23 protein-coding genes are annotated in these 25,126 nt (G+C 67.6%); 5 read left to right on the top strand and 18 right to left on the bottom strand.

Going from position 1 to position 25,126, the window contains the following annotated elements; translation table 11 throughout:
- Positions 1-33: 33 nt before the first annotated feature.
- The 6 genes from BHE97_RS07335 to soxR form a co-directional block, all read right to left on the bottom strand.
- Positions 34-1,599, bottom strand: a complete 1,566-nt coding sequence (locus tag BHE97_RS07335; protein ID WP_087623382.1) for a metallophosphoesterase family protein — start codon at positions 1,597-1,599, stop codon at positions 34-36.
- Positions 1,599-3,689 (bottom strand): UvrD-helicase domain-containing protein, encoded by a 2,091-nt coding sequence (locus BHE97_RS07330; protein WP_087623381.1) that lies wholly within the window; start codon positions 3,687-3,689, stop codon positions 1,599-1,601. Before BHE97_RS07330 ends, BHE97_RS07335 begins: the two co-directional genes overlap by 1 nt.
- A gap of 65 nt (positions 3,690-3,754) precedes the next feature.
- Positions 3,755-3,988, bottom strand: a complete 234-nt coding sequence (locus BHE97_RS07325) for a hypothetical protein (RefSeq protein WP_201791345.1) — start codon at positions 3,986-3,988, stop codon at positions 3,755-3,757.
- 95 nt (positions 3,989-4,083) lie between these two features.
- Entirely contained in the window at positions 4,084-4,608 is a 525-nt protein-coding gene (locus BHE97_RS07320; protein WP_087623380.1) for a flavin reductase family protein, read from the bottom strand.
- Between the two features lie 126 nt (positions 4,609-4,734).
- Positions 4,735-5,352 (bottom strand): superoxide dismutase, encoded by a 618-nt coding sequence (locus tag BHE97_RS07315; protein ID WP_087623160.1) that lies wholly within the window; start codon positions 5,350-5,352, stop codon positions 4,735-4,737.
- A gap of 74 nt (positions 5,353-5,426) precedes the next feature.
- On the bottom strand, positions 5,427-5,891 hold the full coding sequence (gene soxR, locus BHE97_RS07310) for a redox-sensitive transcriptional activator SoxR (RefSeq protein WP_087623379.1): 465 nt from the start codon (positions 5,889-5,891) through the stop codon (positions 5,427-5,429).
- A gap of 73 nt (positions 5,892-5,964) precedes the next feature.
- Between soxR and fdxA the strand changes: the two genes are divergently transcribed.
- Positions 5,965-6,285, top strand: a complete 321-nt coding sequence (fdxA, locus tag BHE97_RS07305; protein ID WP_087623391.1) for a ferredoxin — start codon at positions 5,965-5,967, stop codon at positions 6,283-6,285.
- A 194-nt stretch (positions 6,286-6,479) separates the two neighbouring features.
- On the opposite strand, the gene BHE97_RS07300 is transcribed toward fdxA, so the two are convergent.
- From BHE97_RS07300 to BHE97_RS07275, 6 genes are all read right to left on the bottom strand, one after another.
- Positions 6,480-7,226, bottom strand: coding sequence for an enoyl-CoA hydratase-related protein (locus tag BHE97_RS07300; protein ID WP_236757571.1), 747 nt, complete (start codon positions 7,224-7,226; stop codon positions 6,480-6,482).
- A gap of 57 nt (positions 7,227-7,283) precedes the next feature.
- Positions 7,284-8,444 carry an acyl-CoA dehydrogenase gene (locus BHE97_RS07295; protein ID WP_087623377.1) on the bottom strand — a complete coding sequence of 387 codons (1,161 nt, stop codon included), beginning with the start codon at positions 8,442-8,444 and terminating at the stop codon, positions 7,284-7,286.
- 161 nt (positions 8,445-8,605) lie between these two features.
- Positions 8,606-10,531 (bottom strand): biotin carboxylase N-terminal domain-containing protein, encoded by a 1,926-nt coding sequence (locus tag BHE97_RS07290; RefSeq protein WP_087623376.1) that lies wholly within the window; start codon positions 10,529-10,531, stop codon positions 8,606-8,608.
- Between the two features lie 31 nt (positions 10,532-10,562).
- Positions 10,563-12,152: a carboxyl transferase domain-containing protein gene (locus tag BHE97_RS07285; RefSeq protein ID WP_087623375.1), complete on the bottom strand. Its 1,590-nt coding sequence runs from the start codon at positions 12,150-12,152 to the stop codon at positions 10,563-10,565.
- Between the two features lie 34 nt (positions 12,153-12,186).
- Entirely contained in the window at positions 12,187-13,344 is a 1,158-nt protein-coding gene (locus BHE97_RS07280) for an acyl-CoA dehydrogenase family protein (RefSeq protein ID WP_087623374.1), read from the bottom strand.
- Positions 13,341-15,137, bottom strand: a complete 1,797-nt coding sequence (locus BHE97_RS07275; RefSeq protein ID WP_087623373.1) for an acyclic terpene utilization AtuA family protein — start codon at positions 15,135-15,137, stop codon at positions 13,341-13,343. The genes BHE97_RS07280 and BHE97_RS07275 overlap by 4 nt, the downstream gene beginning before the upstream one ends.
- 285 nt (positions 15,138-15,422) lie before the next feature.
- Here BHE97_RS07275 and BHE97_RS07270 point away from each other — a divergent pair, with 285 nt between their 5' ends.
- The 3 genes from BHE97_RS07270 (at position 15,423) to BHE97_RS07260 (ending at position 17,055) form a co-directional block, all read left to right on the top strand.
- A complete protein-coding gene (locus BHE97_RS07270; RefSeq protein ID WP_087623372.1) occupies positions 15,423-16,277 on the top strand; it encodes a universal stress protein in 855 nt (284 codons plus the stop codon).
- Positions 16,278-16,485: 208 nt separating this feature from the next.
- On the top strand, positions 16,486-16,758 hold the full coding sequence (locus BHE97_RS07265; protein WP_087623371.1) for a hypothetical protein: 273 nt from the start codon (positions 16,486-16,488) through the stop codon (positions 16,756-16,758).
- A 15-nt stretch (positions 16,759-16,773) separates the two neighbouring features.
- Complete coding sequence (locus tag BHE97_RS07260; RefSeq protein WP_087623370.1) at positions 16,774-17,055, top strand: hypothetical protein; 282 nt, start codon at positions 16,774-16,776, stop codon at positions 17,053-17,055.
- Positions 17,056-17,264: 209 nt separating this feature from the next.
- On the opposite strand, the gene BHE97_RS07255 is transcribed toward BHE97_RS07260, so the two are convergent.
- Positions 17,265-17,606 carry a helix-turn-helix transcriptional regulator gene (locus tag BHE97_RS07255; protein ID WP_087623369.1) on the bottom strand — a complete coding sequence of 114 codons (342 nt, stop codon included), beginning with the start codon at positions 17,604-17,606 and terminating at the stop codon, positions 17,265-17,267.
- A 126-nt stretch (positions 17,607-17,732) separates the two neighbouring features.
- Here BHE97_RS07255 and BHE97_RS07250 point away from each other — a divergent pair, with 126 nt between their 5' ends.
- On the top strand, positions 17,733-18,617 hold the full coding sequence (locus tag BHE97_RS07250; RefSeq protein ID WP_087623368.1) for a hypothetical protein: 885 nt from the start codon (positions 17,733-17,735) through the stop codon (positions 18,615-18,617).
- Between the two features lie 4 nt (positions 18,618-18,621).
- Here BHE97_RS07250 and BHE97_RS20090 read toward each other — a convergent pair whose 3' ends face one another.
- From BHE97_RS20090 to BHE97_RS07235, 5 genes are all read right to left on the bottom strand, one after another.
- Positions 18,622-18,792, bottom strand: coding sequence for a hypothetical protein (locus BHE97_RS20090; RefSeq protein WP_170931318.1), 171 nt, complete (start codon positions 18,790-18,792; stop codon positions 18,622-18,624).
- Positions 18,793-19,250: 458 nt separating this feature from the next.
- Positions 19,251-22,988, bottom strand: a complete 3,738-nt coding sequence (locus BHE97_RS07245) for a hypothetical protein (protein ID WP_087623367.1) — start codon at positions 22,986-22,988, stop codon at positions 19,251-19,253.
- Positions 22,989-23,115: 127 nt separating this feature from the next.
- Positions 23,116-23,721, bottom strand: coding sequence for a hypothetical protein (locus BHE97_RS07240; RefSeq protein WP_087623366.1), 606 nt, complete (start codon positions 23,719-23,721; stop codon positions 23,116-23,118).
- 12 nt (positions 23,722-23,733) lie between these two features.
- A complete protein-coding gene (locus BHE97_RS20085) occupies positions 23,734-23,874 on the bottom strand; it encodes a hypothetical protein (protein ID WP_170931317.1) in 141 nt (46 codons plus the stop codon).
- Complete coding sequence (locus BHE97_RS07235; protein WP_087623365.1) at positions 23,874-25,085, bottom strand: hypothetical protein; 1,212 nt, start codon at positions 25,083-25,085, stop codon at positions 23,874-23,876. Before BHE97_RS07235 ends, BHE97_RS20085 begins: the two co-directional genes overlap by 1 nt.
- Positions 25,086-25,126: the final 41 nt, after the last annotated feature.

Raw genomic sequence — 25,126 nt, 5'->3', positions numbered from 1 at the left:
CACAAGTGGCCATATCTTGGCCTCGGGCGGGGGTCAGGGGGTGGCGTCATCCGCGTCGTCGCCGGGGAGGGGCGAGAGCTCGAGCTCGGTGTAATCGCCGACATCGATGATGCGGCCGGGCCGGAAGGTGATGATCTGCAGACCGACAGGTCGGCCGTCATCGAAGGTCACGAGCGTGACCTGCGCGTCGCGGCGCAGCTTGCTGCCCAAGGCGAAGGCGTACACGGCGCCACCCGTCGAGGCGGTGGTGAGCGCGGTGGTGATGCCCTCCTCGCCCTCGGTGACATCCGGTCCGACCTGGCGATGGAGATGCCCCGAGAGCGCCAGATCGGCGCATCCCCGGTCGATCGTCTCGCGTCCCGACGCCGAACTGTGCACCATCAGGACGCCGATCCGCTCCTCGGCCGAGCACGCGGTCTCGGCCAGCTCGGCATTCTGCGCACCGATCGCCTCGATATTGTCATCCTCATTGCCGGTGTAGCCGGCGGTGAGGCCCGAGCTGCGCGGGTCGCTGTCGCCGAGGATCGAGATGCCCTCGATCTCCTCGATGCCGCCGTCCAGCACCGTGAAGCCCACGCGCTCCATCTCCTCGCGGATGAACGGCCCCTGATCGTGGTTGCCGGCGACCGCGTACACGGGCACATCGGAGAAGGCCGCCGCGAGGGACTGGATGCTGAAGTCCTCCCAGGACGCGCCATTGGAGGTGTCGTCGCCGAGATCCATCACGAAGGAGATATCAGCGCGATCGCCGACGGCCTTGGCGACCTGGTCCATGGTGATGTTGTTATGCCGGTCGGTGACCACGAGGGCGGTGATCTCGTCACCTTCAGGAGCGCGGATGCCCTCGACCTCATCGACGTCATCGGCCAGCTTGCCGTAGAAATCGACGGACTCGGAGTAGGTGGCGATCGCGCCGTCGAGCAGCGCCTTGCTCCCCGCGACCGCGGCTCCCTTGGACACCTCGACGTTCTGTAGGACGCTGAGATCGGCGGGGATGTCGCCGAGCTCAGGAAACTCGGTGGTGATCGGCACCCAGGCGACCGTGCGGGTGTCATCCGAACGATGCGGGAGGGCCACCCACGTCGAGGCGATCAGCACGACCGTCAGTGTCCCGCCGACCAGCACGGTGTGCCGTCCGGGCGGCCACGAGGCGACCAGTTGCTCACGCCGCTCCGCTCCGAGGAGCCGCCACACCAGCACGATCGCGACGACTGCCGCGAGCCCGGCGGCGACCCCTCGTATCGCCGAGGTGAGGGCGACATCGCGCAGCACGGCGGTGACCTTGGCGATCTCACCCTCGGGAGCCGCGGCGATCGCCGCGTCCTGGGCGAGGATCTGCTCGAAATTGGTGATGGGGCTGTCGCGCAGCACGATATCCGCGCCGATCCCGAGCGGAGCATCCGTACCGATCCGGAACTCCGGCAGCAGCGGCCCCGCCTGCACCGTGGCGTGGCCGTCGAGGTTGCCGGTGACCGTGGCGTTGTGCGCGCCGATGGTGACGGTGCGCTCGGTGTGCAGGAAGGACGCCGTCGCAACCCACGTCCCCACCGCGAGCCCCACGAGCACCAGACCGACGATCGCGAGTACGCGACGGGTCATCACACCTCCTGTAGCCATCGTTGCGTGGTACCGACCGTAGCGAGCCGGGATGTCGCCCTCGTCAGCACGACGTAGAGCGTGCGCCACCCGGCAGCCGACTCCGCGACGATAGCGTCAGGCTCGGACACCAGCACACCGTCGAACTCCAGGCCCTTGGTGGCCAGGCCGTCCAGGACCCTCACCCGGTCCGGCGCGATATCGCCTAGCACCTGGCGCCAGCGCTCCAGATCTCGCTGCGCGGCGACGACAGCGACGGTTCCCTCCGTCTCGTCGAGCAGCCAGTCGAGCAGCTCACGGGCGCATTCCTCGATCCGGTCGGCCACCTCGTGACGGGGTTCGGCACCCGTCCGCCGGACGGCTTCGGCAAGGTCGGGATGGTCGATCGTGCGTCTCGCCACCCGAGCGGCGAGGTCGTAGATCTCCGCGGAGTTGCGGTAGTTCTTCGACAACCGGAAGTGGTGCTGGGGCTTATTGCCGATCGCGGTGTCGCGGGCCGTGATGGTCTCGTGCGGGCGCGGCCACGATGACTGCGCGGCATCGCCGACGATGGTCCAACTCGCCAGCCGGGCCCGGCGCCCGAGCATCCGCCACTGCATCGGCGAGAGGTCCTGAGCCTCGTCGACGAGGAGGTGGGCGTAGCTGTCGTCCTCGATGCTGGAGGTGGCACGGAGTCGTTCCTCGGCCTCGTCCCGCTCGCGGCGCTCGAAGCTCATCAGCTGTTTGGGCAGGCCCGCGTCGAGATCGATCTCGGGCGGCACCTCGCCGAGCAGATGGCGCAGCTCGTCGATGAGAGGGACATCCTCGATCCGCGGGACGTCCGGGGACCAGGTGTCGCGAACGACGGCGATCTCCTCAGCGCTGAATAGGTCGCCGGCCAGCTCGGCGAGCCTCCGCGGCAGGGACCGCCAGGCCTCGACCGCGTCGACCTCCGGCCACCAGGACTCGACGAAGTCGACGAAACGAGAGTCACCCAGCATCTCCTCGATGAAGGCGTCCTCCCCCTTCTCGAGGGCGCGCTCGGCGGTGACCTGTGACCAGAGAGCGGCGAGCACAGCCGCGGGAACCTGCCGGAAGACCTGGTTGCGCGAGCCCCGCGAGAGCAGCCTCCTGCCGATACGGCGGAGATCGCGGCTGCTCAGATGCAACCGTTGATCGCGGTAGAAGCCGGTGTACTCCTGGGGAGCGCCCGGCATCGGCGATCGGGCCAGGCGTCGCAGGACCGTCGCCATCTGCTCGGAACCCTTCACCGCGGCCGCGGCGGGGACGTCGTGCTCTGCGGCGCGGATGCCGTCGACGACATCGCCGATCGCCCGCAAGGTCACGGCGGTCTCACCGAGGCTCGGCAGCACCCGGTCGATGTAGTTCATGAAGACCGAGGACGGTCCGATGACGAGCACGCCACCGGACTCGAAGCGGCGACGGTCGGTGTAGAGCAGGTAGGCGGCGCGGTGCAGCGCGACGACGGTCTTGCCGGTGCCGGGCCCTCCGGTGATGATCGTGGCGCCGCGACTGGGCGCGCGGATAGCCTCGTCCTGCTCAGCCTGGATGGTGGCCACGACCGAGTGCATCTGGTCGTCGCGGGCGCGACTGAGGCTCGCCAGCAGGGCGCCCTCGCCGATGACCACCATGCCCTCGGGGGCGTGCTCGGCATCCAGCAGGTCATCCTCGACGCCGATGACGCGATCGAGCCGCGACCGCAGGACGCGGCGTCGTACGACGCCGTGGGGCTGCTGCGCGGTGGCGCGATAGAAGGCGGAGGCCGCAGGCGCGCGCCAGTCCATCAGGAGGATCTCACGGTCCTCGTCGCGCACGCCGATGCGGCCGATATAGCGTCGGCTGCCGTCGCGGAGATCGAGACGCCCGAAGACGAGTCCCTCGTGGGCAGCGTCGAGTGAGGCGAGCCGCCGGTTGGCCTGGTAGACCATCGCGTCACGCTCGACGAGGCCGCCTTCGTGACCGATGTGACCGCGGGCCATGCCCTCGGCGACGAGGGACCGGGCGGTCACTGCCGATGCGTCGAGCCGTTGATAGACGACATCGACATAGTCCTGCTCGGCCGCGATCTCCGCGCGCTCTGCTGCCTCGGTCAACCGGACTCCTCCACGACTCGCACCGAACGCTCGATTCTAGCGAGCGACGCGAAAGACGTGCCGGGTCACTCGGGACTATGGAAGATGCGTGTCATCAATGCCTGGACATCGCGGTCCAGATAGTCCAAGCGGGTCACCATCTCGCTCCGCAGCCCGCCGATCTCGGCCCGCATCTCGGCTCGCAAGCCCCCGATCTCGGCCCGCATCACCCGGATGAACACCGCGCTCACCAGGCCGATGATCGCGACGAACGTCGTGAGCACACCCACGATCAACGTCCACGTCTGCGCATCCGTCATCGACAACACCTCTTCAGTATCGCTGAGAGGTTCCGACGATGCCAGCAACCTGGGACAACCGGGATCGCTTGTCCACAGGGGGTGATGATCCGTTCTCAGCTCGCGAGGCCGTCGATCGTGCCGAAGCCCCGGTTCCAGCGCAGGAGAGGTTCCCCACCGGTGGAGATCTCGCTACGCATCACCTCTCCGACGACGAGTGCCTGGTCGTGCACGGTCGTCACCGAGTCCGTCTCACACCAGAAGGTGGCGAGAGCGTCATCCAGCCAGAGCGGGCCTTCGGTGGATGGCACGGCTCCCACCGAGCGGAGGGCATCGAGTCGATCGGCGCGGGTACCGGGCTCGGACAGCCGCCGGGCGAGTGGCAGGTGGTGCGCGGCCAGGACCGACACCGCCCACGTCGACCCCGAGGTGATCGCGGGCAGGGCATCGCGGTGACGGCCGACGGAGACCGCGAGCGTGAAGGGTTTCACCGAGACGGTGAGGACCGGCGCGGCGATGAAGAATCGATCCTCCTCGGAGCGCACCGTCACGAGGGTGACACCGCTGCCGTACCGGGCGAAGGCGTCGTACAGCGAGGGGTCGGCCTCGGTCGAGCGGGTGTCGAGCGGGCGAAGAGACATAGAGGTCGTCACTCACTTCATCGTCGAACGTGGAGTGTTGCAGCGCTCCCGTTCGCGTTGAGTGGGACGTTTGGACGGTCAAATGACTGTTTTCGCCGTCCGAACGTCCCACTCAACGCGTGCGGGTCAGAAGATGATCTGTCCGCCGGTTGTGGCGGCGGTGAAGCGTTCTTGGGCGTCGGCCCAGTTGGCGATATTCCAGAAGGCCTTGACGTAGTCGCCCTTGACGTTGAGGTAGTCCAGGTAGAAGGCGTGTTCCCACATGTCGAGCTGGGAGATCGGGATCAGCGTCGCGGGGATATTGGACTGCTGGTCATAGAGCTGGACGATCACCAGACGCTGTCCGAGGGTGTCCCAGGCGGTGATGGCCCACCCCGATCCCTGGATGCCGAGGGCGACCTGCTCGAACTGGGCCCGGTAGGCGTCGAAGGAGCCGAAGTTGTCCTCGATCGCGGCCGCGAGCTCGCCGGTAGGCTTGTCGCCACCGTCCGGGGACAGGTTCTTCCAGAAGATCGAGTGGTTGATGTGGCCGCCGAGGTTGAACGCCAGGTTCTTCTCCAGCATGTTCACGGTGTCGAACTTCTCGTTCGCGCGGGCCTCTTCGAGCTTCTCCAGCGCGGTGTTCAGGCCGTTGACGTAGTTCTGATGGTGCTTGTCGTGATGCAGCTCCATGATCTTGCCCGAGATATGCGGGTCCAACGCCCCGTAATCATAGGGCAGATCCGGCAAAGTGTACTCAGCCATGATAGTCCTCTCGCGTGATTGCCTCTCACGCTAGAACCTCATGCGCACTTGAGGTCAAGGAGATGTGACAGCTCTCACTCGTCAGGGATGCCTTCCAGTCGGCGCGGCCCGGCGCCGGTCGCTGCGAGGGCATCGTCCGGGTTGAGCAGGGCGCACGCCTTCATCGACAGGCAGCCGCAGCCGATGCAGCCGGTGAGCTCGAGCTCCAGGCGCTCGATGCCGCGCCGGCGTTCCTCCAACTGTCGTTTCCAGGCGCGGGAGGCGCGTTGCCAGTCCTCGTGACTCGGTGTGCGATCCAGCGGGACATTCGCGAAGGTGGCCTGGACATCCGAGAGCGGGACACCGAGGTTCTTGGCGACCGCGATGAGCGAGACGCGGCGCAGCATGTGGCGCGGGAAGCGGCGCTGATTACCCGATGTCCGGACAGAGGCGATCAGATCGAGGCTCTCGTAGTACCGCAGGGCCGATACCGCGACGCCGGTGCGCCGACTCATCTCCCCGATGGTCAACAGCTCATCGGGCGCATGGTCGGGTGTCATCGCCTCTCCTCGACTTGACCTCTAGTGCACTTGAGATTCTATGGTCGAGGCGACCCGAACCGGAAGGCCCTCGATGACCTACGTGATCGCCCAGCCCTGTGTCGATGTGAAGGATCGTGCCTGCATCGACGAATGTCCCGTCGACTGCATCTACGAGGGTGAGCGCTCCCTCTACATCCATCCCGACGAGTGCGTGGACTGCGGGGCCTGCGAGCCCGTCTGCCCGGTCGAGGCGATCTACTACGAGGACGATGTGCCGTCCGAGTGGTCCGACTACTACCAGGTCAACGTCGACTTCTTCGCCGAACTGGGTTCCCCCGGCGGCGCGGCCAGGACCGGAGTCCTGCCCTACGACCACCCGCTCGTCGCGGCGCTCCCTCCGCAAGCCGACTGAGGCTCAGTCAAAGAAGCTGCTTGATCTTGGCCGCGAATTCCGGCACACCGCACCGAGCCAGAGGCTCAGGCAACGCCAGGGTCCCCAGCTCGGGAACGACGATCTCGGGCCGCCGCTGTTCATCGGCGGGAAAGAGCGCCGCAAGGTTCCGTAGACACGCAGCTCGGTACAACAGCCGCGGAACCGTCGAACAGCTAGCGCTTGCGGGAGAGGAAGGCGAGCATGGCCTCGCGCGCCTCGTCGCTGCCGAAGAGCTCGGCGGACTGCCGTGCCAGGGCCTCGCCGTCGCGGTCGATCCGCGCGAGGAGGCCGGCGTTGAGCAGCTTCTTGGTCTCGCGGAGCCCCTGAGGCGAGCCCTCGGCCAGCTCCGCCACCACGCCGACGGCCGTCTCATCGAGCGAGTCATCGGGCACTGCGCGGGTCACCAGTCCCATCGTGGCCGCCTCGGCGGCGGTAAAGGTGCGGGCGGTGAGGAAGGTGTCGGCCGCCGCTCGCGAGGAGAACCGCTCGAGCAGGCTGACCGAGATAACGGCGGGGGCGAGTCCGAGCCTCACCTCGGTCAGGGAGAAGGTGACGGATTCGGCCGCGATCACGATATCGGCCGCGCCGACGAGCCCGAGTCCGCCAGCGCGGACGGGTCCGCCGAGCACAACGACGACGGGCTTGGCCGAGGACGCGATCTGACGCTGCAGCGCGATGATGGCCTGCGCGCCCTCCTCCATGGCGCCCTCGGCCGCCTCGGAGAGGTCGGCACCGGAGCAGAACACCCGGTGTGCCGAGCGCAGCACGATGACGCGGGCGGTGTCATCGGCCTCGGCGGTCGTCAGCCGCTCGCCGAGCTCGGCGACGAGCTGCCGGCTGAGGGCATTGCGGTTGTGCTCGCTGTCGAGCGTGATCGTGGCGACCCGGTCGGCCACCTCGAGGTGTACGAGTTCAGTCATCGTCATTCCTTCCGCACCCCGTTGAGTGTGGAGGTACCCCCACACTCAACGGGTTCTTTAGTAGGACTTGGGGAGGCCGAGGGAGAACTGGGCCACGAAGTTGAGGGCCATCTCCCGGCTGACCGGGGCGATGCGGCTCAGGCGCGATGCCGCGAGGGCCTGCACGAGACCGTACTCCGTCGCAAGGCCGTTGCCGCCGTGGGTCTGGATCGCCTGGTCGATCGCGTTGCAGCCCGCCTCGGCTGCCGCGTACTTCGCCATATTGGCCGCCTCCCCCGCACGCAGCAGATCGCCTGCCGCGTACAGGGCCGCGGCCTTCTGGGTCAGCAGCCGCGCCATCTCGATGTCGATATGCAGCTTGGCGAGGGGATGGGCGATCGCCTGGTGCGCGCCGATCGGCTTGCCCCAGACATCGCGCTCCTTCGCGTACGCAACGGCCTTGCGCAGCGCCCAGCGCGCGGACCCGGTGGCCATCGAGGCCGCCATGATCCGCTCGGGATTGAGCCCGGCGAAGAGCTGGTCGAGCCCCGCGTCCTCGGACCCGACGAGGGCATCGGCTGGTAGGCGGATGTCGTCGAAGAACAGCGTGAACTGCTTCTCGGGGCTGACGATGCCCATGTCGATCTGCGTGTAGGTGAAACCCTCGGCATCCGTCGGCACCATGAACAGCGCGGGCTTGAGCTTGCCCGTCCGCGCGTCCTCGGTGCGACCCACGACGAGCAGGTGGCTCGCCTCGTCGACCCCGCTGATGTAGGTCTTGCCACCGGACAGGATCCAACCGTCCTCGGAGCGCTTGGCCGTCGTGGTGATGTTGTGCGAGTTCGATCCGGCGTCCGGCTCGGTGATGCTGAAGGCATAGGTGGCGGATCCGTCCGCGAGACCGGGGAGCCAGCGCTGCTTCTGCTCGTCGGTGCCGTACTGCGCGATGATGGTGCCGACGATCGCGGGAGACACGACCATCAGCAGCAGCGGGCAGCCAGCGGAGGCGAGTTCCTCGCAGACCGCCGCGAGGTCTCCGATCTCACCGCCCCCTCCCCCGTACTCCTCGGGGATCGAGACGCCGAGATACCCGAGCCGGCCGGCCTCTCTCCACAGCTCGGTGGTCTTACGGCCCTCGGTGGCCGCGGCGACGAAGTACTCGTCGCCGTACTTCTTGCCGAGGGCGCGGACCGCTTTGCGCAGCTCCTGTCGTTCCTCGCTCTCCACGAATGCGCTCATGCCGCCACCGCCTCGAAGAAAAGAACAGTAGGCCGACGGCGGCATTCGTTGCCACCCATCATCTGCTCGCTTCGCTCGCTCATGTCGGCACCGCCTGAAGAAGAAGCACGATAGGCCGGTGCCGGCCTGAGATGGTGCCCATTGTTCGCTCGCTCATGCGCTTACCCTTCCTCGATGACGGCGAGGACGGCTCCGGCCTCGACCTGTTGTCCGGCGCTGACGGCCAGCTCGCCGACGATGCCGTCGGTCGGCGCCGTGATCGTGTGCTGCATCTTCATCGCCTCGAGGACGACGACGGTGTCGCCCTTGGCGACCTTCTGTCCTGTCTCAACGGCGACCTCGGTCACGGCGGCGGGCATCGGCGCGAGCAGAGATCCCTCAGCCACGACGTCCGCCGGGTCGACGAAGGTCGGCACGACGGTCAGGGTAAACGCGCCGTGCGGCCCGTCGACATCGACGACACCATCGCCCCTCGTGACCCGGTAGCTCTCTCGCACGGGCCCGTCGGCCAGCACGACGATGTCGTCGTGCGCATCGGCCACCTCCACGCCGTCCAGCCAGGAGGAGACGAGTCGTCCCCCGCGCTGCTCATAGGTCACCTCGTGGTCGCCGTAACGACGGATGCGCGGCTGACTCGGCACATTGCGCCACGCGGCAGGCATACGGGAGAGCACCTGGGCGGCGGCCGCGGTCTGCGTCGCCTCGCCGATGGCGGCGGCGAGTGCGGCCTTGCGCTCGGCCCGGTCGTCGGCGGGTGTCATCCAGGTGCCGAGGCGCTCGTTCAGGAGCGCAGTGTGGACGCGCGCGGCCGCGAACTCCTCATCGTTGAGGATCGCTCGCAACAGCGCGGTGTTCGTGCGGACGCCGTGTACCCGCGCGGTCCGCAGCGCTCCGTCCAGCATCCGCAGAGCGGTCCGACGGTCGGGCCCGTAGGCGATGATCTTGGCGAGCATCGCGTCGTAGTGGATGCCCACCTCGCTGCCCGCCTCGACTCCGGAGTCCACGCGTACACCGTAGGCGCGGGGATTCTCGAAGGCGACTCCCTCGATGGCGAAGGCGCGCACGGTGCCGGTCTGCGGGGCCCAGTCGTCTGCGGGGTCCTCGGCGTAGAGGCGCACCTCGACGGCGTGGCCGGAGGGCTCGGGCGCGTTGCCATGGAGCTCTGTGCCCTCGGCGATCGCGAGCTGCCAGGCGACGAGGTCGAGACCCGTGACGCATTCGGTCACCGGGTGCTCGACCTGCAGGCGGGTGTTCATCTCCAGGAAGTAGACCCGGTCCCCGTCGACGAGGAACTCGACCGTCCCGGCACCACGGTAACCGACCGCCTCGGCCGCGGCACGGGCCGCGATGTGCAGCGTGGTGCGCGCCTTGTCCGAGAGCCCGGGGGCGGGCGCCTCCTCGACGACCTTCTGGTGGCGTCGCTGGATGGAGCAGTCGCGGTCGCCCACGACCCAGACGCTGCCGTGCGTGTCGGCGAGCACCTGCACCTCGACGTGCCGTGCCATCGGCAGATAGGGCTCGACGAAGACGGTGCCGTCGCCGAAGGCCGACTGTGCCTCCGCCTTGGCCTTGGCGAGCTCGCCGTCGAGCTGGTCGAGGGACTCGACGACCCGCATACCGCGTCCACCACCTCCGGCCGATGCCTTGACGAGAAGTGGGAACTCCTCGGGCGAGATGCCGTCGAGGTCGACATCGAGGATGGGCACACCCGCCTGGGCCATAATCTGCTTGGCACGGATCTTGCTGCCCATCGCCTCGATCGACTCGGGTGTGGGTCCGATCCAGGTGAGCCCGGCGGCCTCGACCTGGCGGGCGAAGTCGGCGTTCTCCGACAGGAAGCCGTAGCCGGGGTGGATCGCATCGGCACCGGCGGCGCGGGCGGCCTCGATGACGAGGTCGCCGCGCAGGTAGGTGTCACCGGGTGCGTTGCCGGGCAGATGCACGGCGACATCGGCGTCGCGGACGAAGGGGGCATCTGCGTCGGCATCGGAGTACACCGCGACCGTGCCGATGCCCAGGTCACGGCAGGTGCGGAAGACCCGCCGGGCGATCTCTCCCCGGTTCGCCACCAGAACCCTGCTGATCATGAGAGGCTCACTTTCCCGTTCCTCACCCCGGTCACAGGCGGAACACCCCGTAGCCGCGGGCGCCTTCGACGGGAGCGTTGGCGATCGCGGAGAGGCAGATGCCGAGGATGGTGCGGGTGTCGCGCGGGTCGATGACGCCGTCGTCGTAGCCCAGACCGGAGGTGAAGTAGGCGAGCGATTCGGACTCGATCTGCTCTTCGATGAGGGTCCGCATCTGCTGGTCGGCCTCCTCGTCGTAGGCCTGACCCTTGGCCTCGGCCGCGCCGCGCGCGACGATCGAGACGACACCGGCGAGCTGCGCCGGTCCCATCACGGCGGACTTGGCGCCCGCCCAGCTGAACATGAACCGCGGGTCGTAGGCGCGTCCGCTCATGCCGTAGTTGCCCGCACCGTACGAGGCGCCCATGACGACCGATAGGTGTGGAACTTGGGAATTCGAAACAGCGTTGATCATCTGGGCGCCGTGCTTGATGATGCCGCCCTGCTCGTACTCCGCGCCGACCATGTAGCCGGTGGTGTTGTGCAGGAACAGCAGTGGCGTATCGGTCTGATTGGCGAGCTGGATGAACTGCGCGGCCTTCTGCGCCTCGGCGCTGAACAGCACGCCCTGCGCGTTGGCGAGGATGCCGATCGGGTGACCGTGCAGTTGCGCGTAGCCGGTGACGAGGCTGGGCCCGTAGAGCGGTTTGAACTCGTCGAACTCCGAGCCGTCGACGATGCGGGCGATGACCTCACGTGGGTCGAAGGGCACCTTGAGGTCGGTGGGGACGATGCCGAGCAGGTCCTCGGGGTCGAGGACGGGTTCGGCGTAGTCGGCGGCGGGCACGGGCCCCTGTTTGCGCCAGTTGAGGCGTCGCATGATCTGGCGGCCGAGGCGGATGGCGTCGTACTCGTCGACGGCGAGGTAGTCCGCGAGCCCGGACTGCCGGGCGTGCATCTCGGCGCCGCCGAGGGACTCGTCGTCGGACTCCTCGCCGGTGGCCATCTTCACCAGGGGCGGGCCGCCGAGGAAGACCTTGGCCCCCTCCTTGACCATGACGACGTAGTCGCTCATGCCGGGGATGTAGGCGCCGCCAGCGGTGGAGTTGCCGAAGACGAGCGCGACGGTGGGCCGGCGGTCGGCACTGGCCTCGGTGATGTTGCGGAAGGACCTGCCGCCGGGGATGAAGATGTCCTTCTGAGTCGGCAGGTCGGCCCCGCCGGACTCCACGAGGTTGATCGAGGGGAGCCGGTTCTCGGCGGCGATCTGCGCGGCCCGGAAGCCCTTCTTGACGGTGACCGGATTGCTGGAGCCGCCCTTGACCGTGGGGTCGTTGGCGATGATCATGCATTCGACGCCCTCGACGACGCCGATACCGGTGACGATGGAGCCGCCGACGGTGAAGTCGGTGCCCCAGCCGGCGAGCGCGCCGAGTTCAAGGAAGGGCGAGTCGGGGTCGATGAGCAGCTCGATGCGCTCGCGCGCGGTGAGCTTGCCGCGCTTGTGGTGCCGCTCGACGTACGTCGAGCCTCCCCCGGCCAGTGCCTTGGCGTGCTGCTCGGCAAGGTCGTCGAGGCGTTCGAGCATGGCCGCCCGGTTCTCGGCGTAAACGGGCGAGGCCGGGTCGATCGTCGTCTTCATCGCTCTCCTCCAGTGGTCGGTGGTCGAGGCCGCGTCAGTATCCGAGCAGCTTGGCGGCGAGGTCGTTGAGGACCTCGGTGGCGCCGCCGCCGATGCCGAGGATGCGGGCGTCGCGGTAGTGCCGGTCGATCTCGGATTCGCGCATGTAGCCCATGCCGCCGTGGATCTGCACGGCCTCGCTGACGACCCATTCGACCGCTTCGACGGCCTGGTTCTTGGCCATCGCGGCGGCGAGGATGAGCTGCGGGTCGGCCTTGTCGCCGGAGTCCTGGGCGCGTTCGACGGCCTGGCGGGTGAGCGCGCGGGCGGCCTCGGTGCGCCGGTGCATGTCGACGAGCTTGTGCCGGATGACCTGGCGGCTGATGAGGGGTCGGCCGAAGGTCTCGCGTTCGCGGGCGTAGGCGACGGCGAGGTCGAGGGCGCGCTGAGCGGTGGCGTAGCTCTGGACGGCGAGGGTGAGTCGCTCGGTGACGAACTGCTGCATGACGAGGTAGAAGCCGCCGTTCTCCTCGCCGACGAGGTTGGCGGCAGGGACGCGGACGTCGTCGAAGGCGAGCTCGCCGGTGTCCGAGCAGTGCCAGCCCATCTTGCGGAGGCTGCGGCTGACGGTGAAGCCGGGTGTGTCGGTGTCGATGACGAGCAGGCTGATTCCGCCGTGGCCGGGGTCGCCGGTGCGCACGGCGGTGGTGACGAAGTCGGCGCGGACGCTGGAGGTGATGAAGGTCTTGGCGCCGTTGACGATGTAGTGGTCGCCGTCTTTGACTGCCCGGGTGGTGATGCCGGCGACATTCGACCCGCCGCCCGGTTCGGTGACGCCGAGCGAGCCGATCATCGTGCCGGCGAGGGTCGGCCTGACGTAGCGGTCGATGAGATCGCCGTTGCCGGAGTCGACGATGTGGGGGACGGCGATGCCGTGGGTGAACAGCGAGGCGAGCAGGCCCGTGGAGCCGCCATTCTCGACGATCGCCTCGGTGACGATCGAGATGTCGATGAGGTCACCGCCCTCACCACCGACGGACTCGTCGAAGCCGATGCCGAGGTAGCCGGCCTTGGCGGTCTGGGCGTGGAGCTCGCGCGGGAGTTGCCCGGCGTCCTCCCATTCGTCCATATGCGGAGCGAGCTGATCGCGGGTGTAGGCGGCGACGGCGTCCCGCAGTGCCACGCGTTCGGGTGTGGTCCAGCGGTCGGTCATGCGAGCAGCTCCCTCGGGATGTCGACGAGGCGGGCGCGGAGCCATTCCCCGACGGCTTTGGCTTGCGGGTCGAATCGGGTGGACGATGCCACGCCGTCGCCGAGCAGCTTCTCGACGACGAGGTTGACGGCCGCGAGATTGGGGAGCGCGTGGACGGCGATGTCGAGGCCGGCGGTCTCGGGCAGCAGTTGGCGGACGCGATCGGCGGTGAGGGTCGCGGCGAGCCAGGTGTAGGCGGCCTCACGACGGGGGTGATCGGAGGGGATCCAGACGCCGATATTGGCGGCGCCGCCCTTGTCCCCGGATCGCGCGTATACGAGCCGGCCGAGCGCCTTGCGCACCGTCTCGCCGTCGCCGGTCAGCTCCCCCGGCCCCGGTTCCGCGTTCGCGGCACCGCCGAGTGGTGCAAATTCGCCCCGTTTCGCGCTCTCAGAGGGCGAATATGCACCACTCGCGGACGAAATTGCACCACTCGCGGGGTCCTCACCGGCGACTGTCGGCGGAGGAGCGATGTCGATGCGCCGGCCATCGTCCATCACCACCACGTGCGGCACGTCCGCCTGTGCGACATAGGCCGCGCGGTAGACACCGAAGGGTGAGGCCGCGCTCGGCGGGGCGGTGACGTGGAAGCCAGGATAGGAGGCGAGGGCGAGCTCGATCGCCGCCCCGCTGAAGGCTCGCCCGGCGGCTCTGGCGTCCTGGCTCTTGACGTGGCACCGCAGGATCGCGGCGGCCTCGGGCTCGGTGGCGGGGTCCGCGCGGTCGGTGCGCACGAGCTCCCAGTCGACCTCGTCGAGCGGCAGCCTGTCGAGTGCGCTGCCGAGCTGTGCGCGGACCCAGTCGGCCTTGGTCTCGATGTCGAGACCGGTGAGCACGAACTCGACGCTGTTGCGGAATCCGCCGAGGCTGTTGAGCGCGACCTTGGTGGTGGCCGGCGGTGGCGATCCCTGCACTCCGCTCACCCGGACGCGGTCCTCGCCGTCGGCGGCGAGCTCGATCGTGTCGAGGTGGGTGGCGACATCGGGGTTGAGGTAGACGGGGCCGCCGATCTCGTACACGAGCTGGGCGGTGACGGTGTCGATGGTGACGGCTCCGCCGGTGCCGGGGTGTTTGGTGATGACGCTGGTGCCGTCCGCGGCGATCTCCGCGATGGGGAAGCCGAGGGGGCGGCTGGTGTCGATATCGGTGAAGCCGGAGAAGTTGCCGCCGGTGGCCTGTGTGCCGCATTCGATGATGTGCCCGGCGACGACGGCTCCGGCGAGCTGGTCGTGGTCCTCGCGTCCCCATCCGTGCTCGGCGATCGCCGGGCCGACGATGACCGAGGCGTCGGTGACACGCCCGGTGACGACGATATCCGCACCAGCGGTGAGTGCCTCGGCGATGCCGAAGGCGCCGAGGTAGGCATTGGCCGTCAGTGCACCCTCCCAGCCGAGTTCGGCGGAGCGGGCAATGAGGTCGTCACCCTCCACGTGCGCGACCCGCACCTCCACGCCTTGCTCGGTGGCGATCTCGCGGATCTTATCGGCGAGGCCGGCGGGGTTGAGCCCACCGGCATTGGTGACGATCTTGACCTGCTTCTCACGGGCGAGTGCGAGGCAGTGGGTGAGCTGGCGCAGGAAGGTCTTCGCGTAGCCGAGGTCGGCGTCCTTCATGCGGTCCTTGCCGAGGATGAGCATGGTGAGCTCGGCCAGGTAGTCGCCGGTCAGGTAGTCGAGATGCCCTCCCTCGAGCATCTCGCGCATGGCGGAGAGCCGGTCTCCGTAGAAGCCCGAGCAGTTCCCGATCCGGATCATGCGTACAGCCTGCACCGTTTCAAACAAACAGTCAACCCTGACTGTTTGTTACTCGCGCGGCGGAACTGATGACGATGCGTTGAGGCTGCCATCACCGCCGCAATGCATCGTCATCAGTCCCGGGAGCGCACAGATTTCGATGCCTTTGGGTCGCTATGGCAACCCAAAGGCAGCATCATCGGTCCGCGCGATGATGATGAGCGGACGACCTGGCCCATGGCCCCTGCGCGTGGACCTCTCGCCGCGTAGATTGGAGGGAGAACCGACGCGAAGGAGTGAACTCGCATGACCGTCCCCGTCTCCGGCGCCGTCGTCGTGGGATACGACGCCTCCGAATCGAGTAAGACCGCCGTCGAGTGGGCGGCGGCCGATGCGAATCGTCGCGGCGTGGATCTGGTGGTGGTGCACGCCGACCGGCGCCTGAAGGGGGGCGATGGGGCTGCCGATGCGATCGCCGAGGAGGGCGCCGTGCGCGCTCGTGAGCGGGTGCCGGGTCTGACGGTGCATGCGGTGGCACGCAGGCAGGGGCCCGCGGCGGCGCTGCAGGAGTTGTCCGCCGAGGCGGCGGTGGTCGTGGTGGGGCACCGGGGCCGGGGACGGCTCGCGGCGGGGCTCGTGGGGTCGGTGGCCTTCACGATCAGCGCGCACGCCCAGTGCCCGGTGCTGGTGATCCGTGGCAACTCCGAGCACCTGCCGGGGCCCGATCGCCCGGTGGTGGTCGGTACGGATGATTCGGAGTTCGCGACTCGGGCGGTCGCGGGTGCCGCGAGGCTGGCAGCGTCGACGAATGCCCGCTTGATCATTGCGGCGGCATGGGATGTGCCCGAGGTCAATCCGTGGTCGGCGGCATATCTGGCGAATGTCAACGCGGTTGAGGACGCGGCCCAGGCGGCCGAGGCGGAGGCGGTGTCCGCGGTGGAGCGGGCTCGGGAGATGGTGATGGCCGAGCATCCTGGGCTGACGGTGGAGGTGGGCACGCAGCGCGGCCGACCGGAGCATGTGCTGGCCGATGCATCCGAGGGTGCGGGTTTGCTGGTGGTCGGGTCTCGCGGGCACAGCGACCTGGTGGGCCTGCTGCTCGGGTCGGTGAGCCGCGCGGTGCTGCACACCGCCAATTGCCCGGTCGCCGTCATCCGCTGACGCGACGCGCGCGAGACCCTGGACAGCGCTGAGGCCGGCTCCCACCCACGGCGGGGATTCCGGCCTCCACTTCCCAATCCCCCATCAGGGGCGGGCAATGCCTCAAGAATAGCAGCGCTCAGACGCATGTCTGTCGGCATCGGGGATATCCACAACCCTTGAGTCGTCGCGCTGGCCGTCCTCGCGAATGGCTCCTAACGTGACCGCCATGAAACTGGGTCTCAACGCATGGATTGACGAATCGATCCACGCGCCATCCGCTGACCCGGGGTTCTACATCCTGGCGACCGCCATCTCCGATTCGTCACGGACTGAACGGACACGCGAACGGCTCCACATGCTGGTCTTCACCGGCCAGGAGCGCTTGCACTCGCGCAACGAGTCGCCGAAACGCCGCGTCCAGATCGTCGACGCCATCGCCTCGACGAGTCTGACCCACGTCATCGTCTTAGCGGAGGTCGAAGCCAGACGTCAGGAATGAGCTCGCCGCAAGTCTTTGCAACGGCTGCTCTTCGAACTCGATCGACGAAGCGTCGCCCACGCCTGGATCGAAGCGCGGCAGGCCGCACAAGACCGTCGCGACCAAGAAATGGTTGCCTCGTTACACGGTTCCGGCGCGATCTCGCCAGGATTTACCGTTACCTTCGCCAAGCCGCTCGATGACCCCATGCTCTGGATACCCGACGCCGTCGCGGGAATGACGCTCGCCGCCCTCCGCGACGACAATCACACCTGGCTCGCTCAACTGACCGGCAGCTACGACCTCATCATGCTCTGAGACAGGACCCCGGACAGCGCTGAGGCCGGCTCCCGATTTGCCTCGGGGATTCCAGCCTCCACTTCCCACTCCCCCATCAGGGGCGGGCGATACCCCGATGATAGCGTCCGCGAGCCGGCTCAGGAACGGGTGATGATGCGCTTCGGCCGCCATGGCAACCCTGATGCATCAAGATCGGTACGCACAGTGGAGGGACTGGAGTGGAATCTTCAGCGGCCGGGGATGAGGTCGCCCGCAGGCACGCCGATGAAGCGGCACAGGAGCACGACGGTGTCGAGGCGCAGGCCGCGCGTCGCCTCGGTCCAGACGCCTTCCTCCAGGGTGCGATAGCGGGCGGTGGTCACGCCGATCGCCCGCGCCACGTCCTCCTGGCTGTACCCGGCCTCCGCGCGGGCGTGCGCGAGTCGGCGTCCCAGCTGCTCGCTGAATGCCGACCATTCATCTATAGATTCCCTCGCCATGGCAACAGCCTGCCAGAAGGCGACCCGGGGACGTCGCCGACCCTCCCGCGAGAGCCGCCTCGCGGGAGGGCCGATCAGACGATCATCCATCTTTTCACCATCTATAGCAGCGTTTTCATGTGATTCATCAGACGATCATCTGATCTCAGATTACTTCTGAGTAGCGTGACCCGGTTTCGTGGTTCCATGAGCGTGTGGCCCATCGGGAGGAGCCGGATGACATCGCACGCAGCAGGGTTCGACCCGGCGCACTCGATCGCGTTCAGGGTTCTCCACGATGAGCAGGGATATGTCGGTTACAGCGGTCCGGTGGGTGATGTATCCACAGCACTCCTGGCCACGGGGAAGACGATCATCGTGGAGTGTTCGCGGACGAACGGCGCCGACACGTCGCCGCTCTTCGCGGTTGAGCGGGCGGTGCTGGAGGCTCACCTCGACTCGCCGATCCCCGTCTACGTCGCGGTGGCCCGACCGAGCGCGTCGCGGAGAATCCAGGTTGATCTCTGTTCGGCTCGACTGCTCGCCGAGCTGGGCGGCATCAGCCCCGAGGTGGAAACGATGCCCATCGGTCCCTGGCACCGCTTCTGGCAGGCCCAGTCCATGCTCGCCCCGGCGACGGCTCCGCCAGCACACCTCGCCTCTGCCGTTGAGCTGACGACCAGGGACCTGGCCGATCCTCTGCTGGCTGCGCGCCTTTCGTCTGACGAACCCTGTTGTGACGCGGAGGAGCCGATGCCTTCGCACCATCTCGTCGCCGCTGACGACCCCGATACGAGGTATCTGCCGTGGGTATGGCAGGTGCCCCACCCTGAACGCCCCCTCTTTCATTACGCATGGACGAGAGACGGCTATCGGCTGGCGGACACAGAAGTGATGCGGGAACGTCTACGCGACCATCTCCGACGCGTGGGGGAACTCCGTTCACAGCCAGGCGGAATGACGCTGGTGGTCACCCGCCCGTGGCGGACATTGCGGACGCTGTCTCAGCGAGCCTTGTTCATGCTTCTGATGGCCCGCGCCGAGAGCACCGCCTCGGGCTGGGCCTCTCCCATCATGGAGTTCGACAGGGAAACCGACGTAAGGGGCGACGGAGAAGGGTAGGTTTTCAGCTCGGAGCGGGCTCGCCACTCACTTGGGCGATGATCTTGCGAAGATCCTCATCAGTCCACGTCCGGGCTGTGCTTGCGCCGAACGACAGGGAACGACGAGTAGAGCCCTCGATCGAGGGGATCGTCCCCAACGAGTGCTTGCGCTGCTCATCTAGCGATTTGGCCATCGTTCCTCCTGTGCTTACGGAGCTTAGCTCGTTTTCGGATACTCGACAGACCCTTCAATACGGGTATGGCTGAAAAGTACCGCCGGGCACCGACGATGCTGGCCGCGATGGCGACGAGGAGCGCGGAGCAGGTCAGCATCGCCACACGGAGCGGGAGCACCAGACTCGACAGGACCGCGTTCGTCCGCAGGTCGAACGCTACCGGCAGAGGCGAGTGCATGGGCGGTTCGGCGTCCGAGGGTCAAGCAGGGGACATCCGAAGAGTGTTTGAGCATGGCCCCCTCATATTCGCCGTTCGTCGACACCAGCGCTGCCGTTATCCACAGACTGAAGACGGGGTGGGCGGCGTCCCCCTGACACCGCCCACCCCGCTGAGGGCAGGTCCACGCGGGGAGATGCGGTCCGCGTGGACCTGAGGCCGGTGGCGCCAACCGCTGCGTGGCGCCACCGGTCGTTCATCAGCCGATCAGCTGCTGGCGACGACGCCAGGCGGCTCCCATCGTGACGGCACCGGCGAGCAGGACCGCCAGGCCGATCGGGGCGAGGGCGGCCGAGCTGTCGGCACCCGCGTTCGGCAGGCGCCCGCCGATTCCGGGGCCGGTGCTGTCGTCACCCGGGCCGGAGCCGTCGTCCGCGCTGGCGACCGTGATGTACTGCCAGCCGATGATGGTCCCGTTGGCGTCGTAGACGGCCAGCTGGTGCTGTCCGAGTGCGACGTCGGTGGGGATCGTCACGGAGAAGGTGCCGTCCGCGCCGACCGTGGGGGTGCCGAGCTCGCGGGGGTTCGAGTACAGCATCACCGTCACCTTCTCGCCGGCCCAGTCGTCGTTCTCACCCACCTTCACCGTGATCGTCTCGCCGGGGGCGACCGTGTCGGGGGCGCTGATGCCACCCTCGCGGTCGGTCGGCGGGCCCGGCGGCGGCGTCACGCCTCCGTCGTCGTCCTTCGGCGCGACCGGGCCGACCTCTGCTGAGGTCGACTCCAGCGTCGCGTCACCACGGGTGGCGACGGTACGGAAGGCGATGGTCGCGCCCTCGTGCTCGTCGGTCAGCTCCAGCAGCGTGCCGGTGGCGCCTTCGATCACCTCACCGTCGGCGAGCCAGACATTCGCCAGCTCCGGTCCGCCGCGGAACTCCGCCGGCGTGCCGGTGAGGGTCTGCCCGACCTTCGGCGTCCCCTCGATCGTCGGCGGGCCGACTTCGAGGAAGCGATCGACGACCGGTCCAACCGGGGTCGAGGTCGACGAGACCTGCTCCCCGGAGGCCACCTCGGTGACGGTGGTCCGGAAGCGGACCGTCGCCCCGATGTGGTCGGTGGTCAGCGCGAGGGTGTTACCCGTGCCGATCACCTCGCCGGCGGCATTGAGCCACTCGTTGAGCGGCTGGCCTTCGATATCACCCGTGAACTCAGCGGCCACACCGGTCAGGGTCTGCTCCACCTCGGGCGTGCCCGTGATGGTGGGCTCCTGGGAGAAGTCCACGGGGATGTCGGCGCGGGCGATCGGGCCGAAGGGGGCCGAGTCGGCGTCGACGGTCTCCTCACCACGCACAGCCGTCGTGCGGAACACGATGTTCAGGCCGATGTGATCGTCGGTGAGCACCAGTTCCGTGCCGTCGGCGTCGGGGATCGGCGTCAGCTCGCCGCCCTCGGTCGGCTGCGTGAACCACGCGTGCGTGACCGTGTCGGGCTCGAGGTTGAACGTCGCCGGGGTCCCGGTCAACGTCTGGCCGGACTTGGCGGTACCCGAGATCTCGGAGTCTGACGTGTTGGCCAGAGGCGGCAGTTCGACCGGAGCCGTCGGCGGCGAGAAGTTCGTGGCGTTCAGGCCTGCAAGGCTGCCCTGAACGTAGAACTGCACCGTCTTGCCCACGTGGTCCTCGGTGAGGAGAAGGTCCAGCGACCCGTTGGCCGGGACGTTGATGACCTCGGTACCACCGATGAGCCAGAAGTACGTGACGTTCTCCGGCTCATAGCTGAACTCGCCGGGAACACCGGTCAGCGTGTTACCGACCAGCGGCTCGCCTTCGATGGAGGCCGCCGAGACGGTGAACTGCACGATCGGGCCGATGGGCTCGGAGTCCGAGACGAGGGTCTCGCCGGCCTCATCGGTGGCGGTGGTGCGGAACACCAGATACTTGTCCCGATCAGCCGCCACGATCCGATACGGGTTGGCGTCGGAGACCCGCGTCCATTCCTCGGCCGGGGCGTCGGCCGAGTCAGCCCGGTACCACTCGCTCGTGACCGAGGCGGGGGTGCGGTTGAAGGTCGCCGGGATACCCGTCACTTGCGTGTTCTGCACCGGGACGCCGTTGATCGTCGGCTGCTCGGCGACGCGCAGAGGCGGCACTTCGACCGGGGCGGTCGGCGGCGAGAAGTTCGTGGCGTTCAGGCCTGCGAGACTGCCCTGGACGTAGAACTGCACCGTCTTGCCGACGTGCTCGTCCGACAGGACGAGATCCAGCGAGCCGCCTTCCGGCACATTGACGACCTCAGTACCGCCGATGAGCCAGAAGTATCTGACCGTCTCCGGCTCGTAGCTGAACTCACCCGGAACACCGGTCAGCGTGCTGCCGACCAGCGGCTCACCCTCGATGGAGGCCGCTGAGACGGTGAACTGCACGATCGGACCGATGGGCTCGGAGTCCGCCGTCCAGACCGTGCCGTCCGCGTCGGTGGCGGTGGTGCGGAACACCAGGTACTTGTCCCGATCAGCCGCCACGATCCGGTACGGGTTGGCGTTGCCGACGCGGGTCCACTGGTCGGCCGGGGTGTCGGCCGAGTCGGCGCGGTACCACTCGTTGACGACGGTCTCGGTCGGGAAGTTGAAGGTCGCCGGGATACCCGTCACCTGAGTGTTCTGTACGGGGATGCCGTTGATCTTCGGCTGCTCGACGACGCCCGGGGGCTGTGCCTCGATGGGACCAATCGGCGTGGAGTCAGCGATCCACGTCTCGCCGTCGGGATCCTCGACCTGGGTGCGGTAGACGACGTACTTGCCCTGCAGGTCGGCCGTGAGCGGGAGCGGGTTGGTGTCGCCGATACGCGTCCAGTCGCCCTCGGGGGTGTCGGGTGCGTCGGCGTAGTACCAGGCGTTGCTCTCGTTGCTGGTCTCGAAGTTGAATTGCGCGGGCGTGCCGGTCAGCTCGGACGCGACCACCGGGAAGCCGTCAACCCGCGGCGGGCTGGTGACCCCGGGCTCGGGCTCTTGGTCCGCGGGCCCGAAGATCATCGCGGTGTGAGCCGAGCTGGCTGTCTCCATGGCGACCACGCGCTGAGCATCCAGGTTCACCGGCGGAGGCTTGCGAATATCCGAACCGCTGGCCCCCCAGGTGATGAACTCTCCACTCTCCGTGAGGGCGGTCTGATCAGTGCCGCGTCCGTTCGATGAGGATAAGGCGACGACTCGATCGTCCACCTGGTCGGCGGGGAAGCGCTGATCCTCGGAGATGTTGCCAGAAGCACTACCCGACCACGAGAGCACTTCTCCGGCGTCAGTGAGTGCGTAAGCAACGTTGGTGTTGAGCGAGACGTCCACGATGGTGGCGTTGCGCACCTCGTCCGGTATTCTGCCCGCCAGTCCGGGCAAAGTGCTTGTACTCCACGCGTACAGATCCCCCTGAGAGGTGATGGCGAACGCGGCATTGTTATTCGCGTCGATCTGCACGACGTCGGTGAGCGCGGGGGTTCGGGAAACAAGCCCGGAGTTGCCCCAGGAGAAGACGGTCCCGTCGCCCTTGAGCCCCACTCCGAAAGCGGTGCTGTCACTGCTTCCGCCGAGCTGGACATCTATGACCCCCGTCGGAGCGCTGGGGTTCTGGTACTCGGCTGGCGGCGCGGGCGCGTTGGCCCACGTGACGATCGCGCCGTTCTGAGTGAGAGCAGCTGCGCGGCCGCTGAAGATCTCGATTGCCGTGACATGTTGGCTACGGAGCGAGGCAGGCATGAGCGTGGCGATGCTGCCGTAGTCCCCTTGTGCGACCACATCGCCCCCGCTGGTGACCGCGAGGGTGGTGTGCCCCCCCCAGCTAAGTCCATCAACCGCGACATCCACGAATGGCGCCTGCTCGTTGGGGAAGTCCAGGGTCCAGGGTTTCGGGTCGTAGGTTCCCTCAGCACCCCAGCCGTAGACGTGGCCATCGACCACGGGCTCAGCGGCGGTAGCGATGTTGGCGACGGCGACGAGGCCGGTGACCATGGCTCCTGCGGCGACGCTGGCAGCGCATCTCCTGCCGATCGGGCTTCTGGCCCGGTGTCGTGTTGTCATCTGGGGTCCTTTCCGGGGGGTGGGGGATAGCGCGAAGAGCCGACTCCGCGAGAGTCGATCAGGGGGTGCTGAGCGTGACGGGGGCGGAGGTATTGGTCCAGGAACCCTCGACTTCGATGTCCTGGCCCTGCCCGACGCCGAGGAGCGGACAAAGGAATCCCGACGGCACATCGGCAATGACCAGTGCGGAGGCCGTCGGCTCAAGCTTCTGAGTGGCGGTATCGAAGGTTCCCTCGATTTCACCGGTCACATGGAAGGTGCAGCCCGCGACCGTCGTCTTGACCTGAACGTCCCCCAACTCACCCGGCCACACAGTGCCAGTCGGGTCACCTGTGACCGCCATAGTCCAGTGGCCGATAGGCTCGACCGTCACTGTGCCGGCGATGGGATTGCTGCAGCCGTTGGTGACGATGTCGCCCAGCTCCTTGGAGTTCGCGCCATACGGACGACTCACGCCTGGGTTCAGCATCGTGCCCACTAGATCGAACTGGTCACACGACAGCGTCTGACCTGCCTGCACGGCCGTGAAGTCGATGCCGGAGCCTTCGAAGCTCACCTGCGGCCCACCGGCCGGGGTGTAACTGGTCGCCGCCTGAGCAGCACCAGCAAGCGCCACCACGGCACCCAGTCCCGCGACTGCTGTCAACGTACGAATCCAACGCATGAGCTAACTCCTCTACCGATCAGGGGTTCTTGAGGGGGACGGGGTGGAGGTATTGGTCCAGGAGCCCTCGACTTCGATGTCCTGGCCCCGATACAGACGACCGGGCAGGAAGCCCCACGGCGGCGTGACGAGTCCCTCATGGAGTGCATGCATCAGTTCTCCTCCCAGGGCAACGGCGGCATCTCGGGGGTTTCCGGACCCGGCAGCGGGCACTGAAGCTGTCCACCGCCTTGGGTGCACCGGGTGAAGTCGTCCCAGGGAATCTCGTTCAGGCTGATTAGCGGACCCTGCACCGCCCGCACCGGGTTGTTGGGGCCCGAGGCCATCGCGGTGACCAGTGGGCTCAGGTCATCGCCGCCCGTGCCACATCCCGTGAAGGCGGGCACGTCGATCCCCGCCGAGGCCGGGATATCCCGCCCGTCGAATGCACCGAAATACAGGGGATGGTCCAGCGGGATGATCGAGCCGGGGTGCAGCCCGTCGTAGGCGCCGAGCGGGCCGCCGCCGGCAGCCGTGTAGTAACCCTCGTCGAACTCCGCCCAAAGGTCGATCTCGGCGGCGTGCTCGGTGCGGCAGGCCGGACCCACGTCCACGGGCACACCGTCCACCACCAGGTCGCTAAGCGTGACCTCGATCTGCCCCTCGACCAGCGAGCTGACCTGTGCCCCTGGTGCCCGGAAGTCCGGATCGCAGGAGCTGGCTCTCCGTGGGGCGGTGGATCGGGTAACTTGACTATCCCAGAGATGAATATAAAAGGGCTGCACCTCTCCGCTGATCCGCGGGCTGCGCATCGTCAGGGTTGCCGTCGCGGGCACCGAACCGAAGGCCACCATGTTGACCTTCATCTGAGTCAGCAAACCGACATCGGCCCCGCCACCCTCCAGCGGCCCCATCGGGTACATGCGGTGTCTCTGGTACTGGCCTTTGAGTTGAGTAGCCGGATCGCTCGTCGCGCACTCGGGCTGGTAGAAGGGGTTCGGCACACACGGCACATCGGTGCTGGGGATGCAGCTCGGCAGGTACATCTCGGGGTCCTCGACGGGCCGGTTGTACTCGCCGAAGTAGAGCCCACCCCAGATCGGATTGTCCTGTCCGTTGGTGATATACATCCTCGAGTTGTTCACGACGGTACCCTGCGAGTTGGTGACCGTGCCCATCGTCTGCGAGATGCTGCCCGGCGGAGGCACCTCGTCCTCACCCGGATACCGAGCGTCCGCTGTTCCAGCCATGGGCTGCAGCAACGCGGGCGGATCTGCGTCGGGGGCCGCCTGGCTCGGCGCGATCAACGCGCCACCCACGATGACAGCAGCCAACGCTCCCGCGCGTCGGGAGCGTTTGCTGATCTGCAGAGAGCGGGTGCGCATGGGCTTCAGGGCCTCCATTGAGGTGGTCGGGTTGTTTCTTT

The organism is Aeromicrobium sp. PE09-221 (assembly GCF_002174305.1).
Lineage (GTDB): Bacteria > Actinomycetota > Actinomycetes > Propionibacteriales > Nocardioidaceae > Aeromicrobium.
Note: the sequence above shows the minus strand (reverse complement) of the source record. Positions and strands in the feature narration are given on the sequence as shown.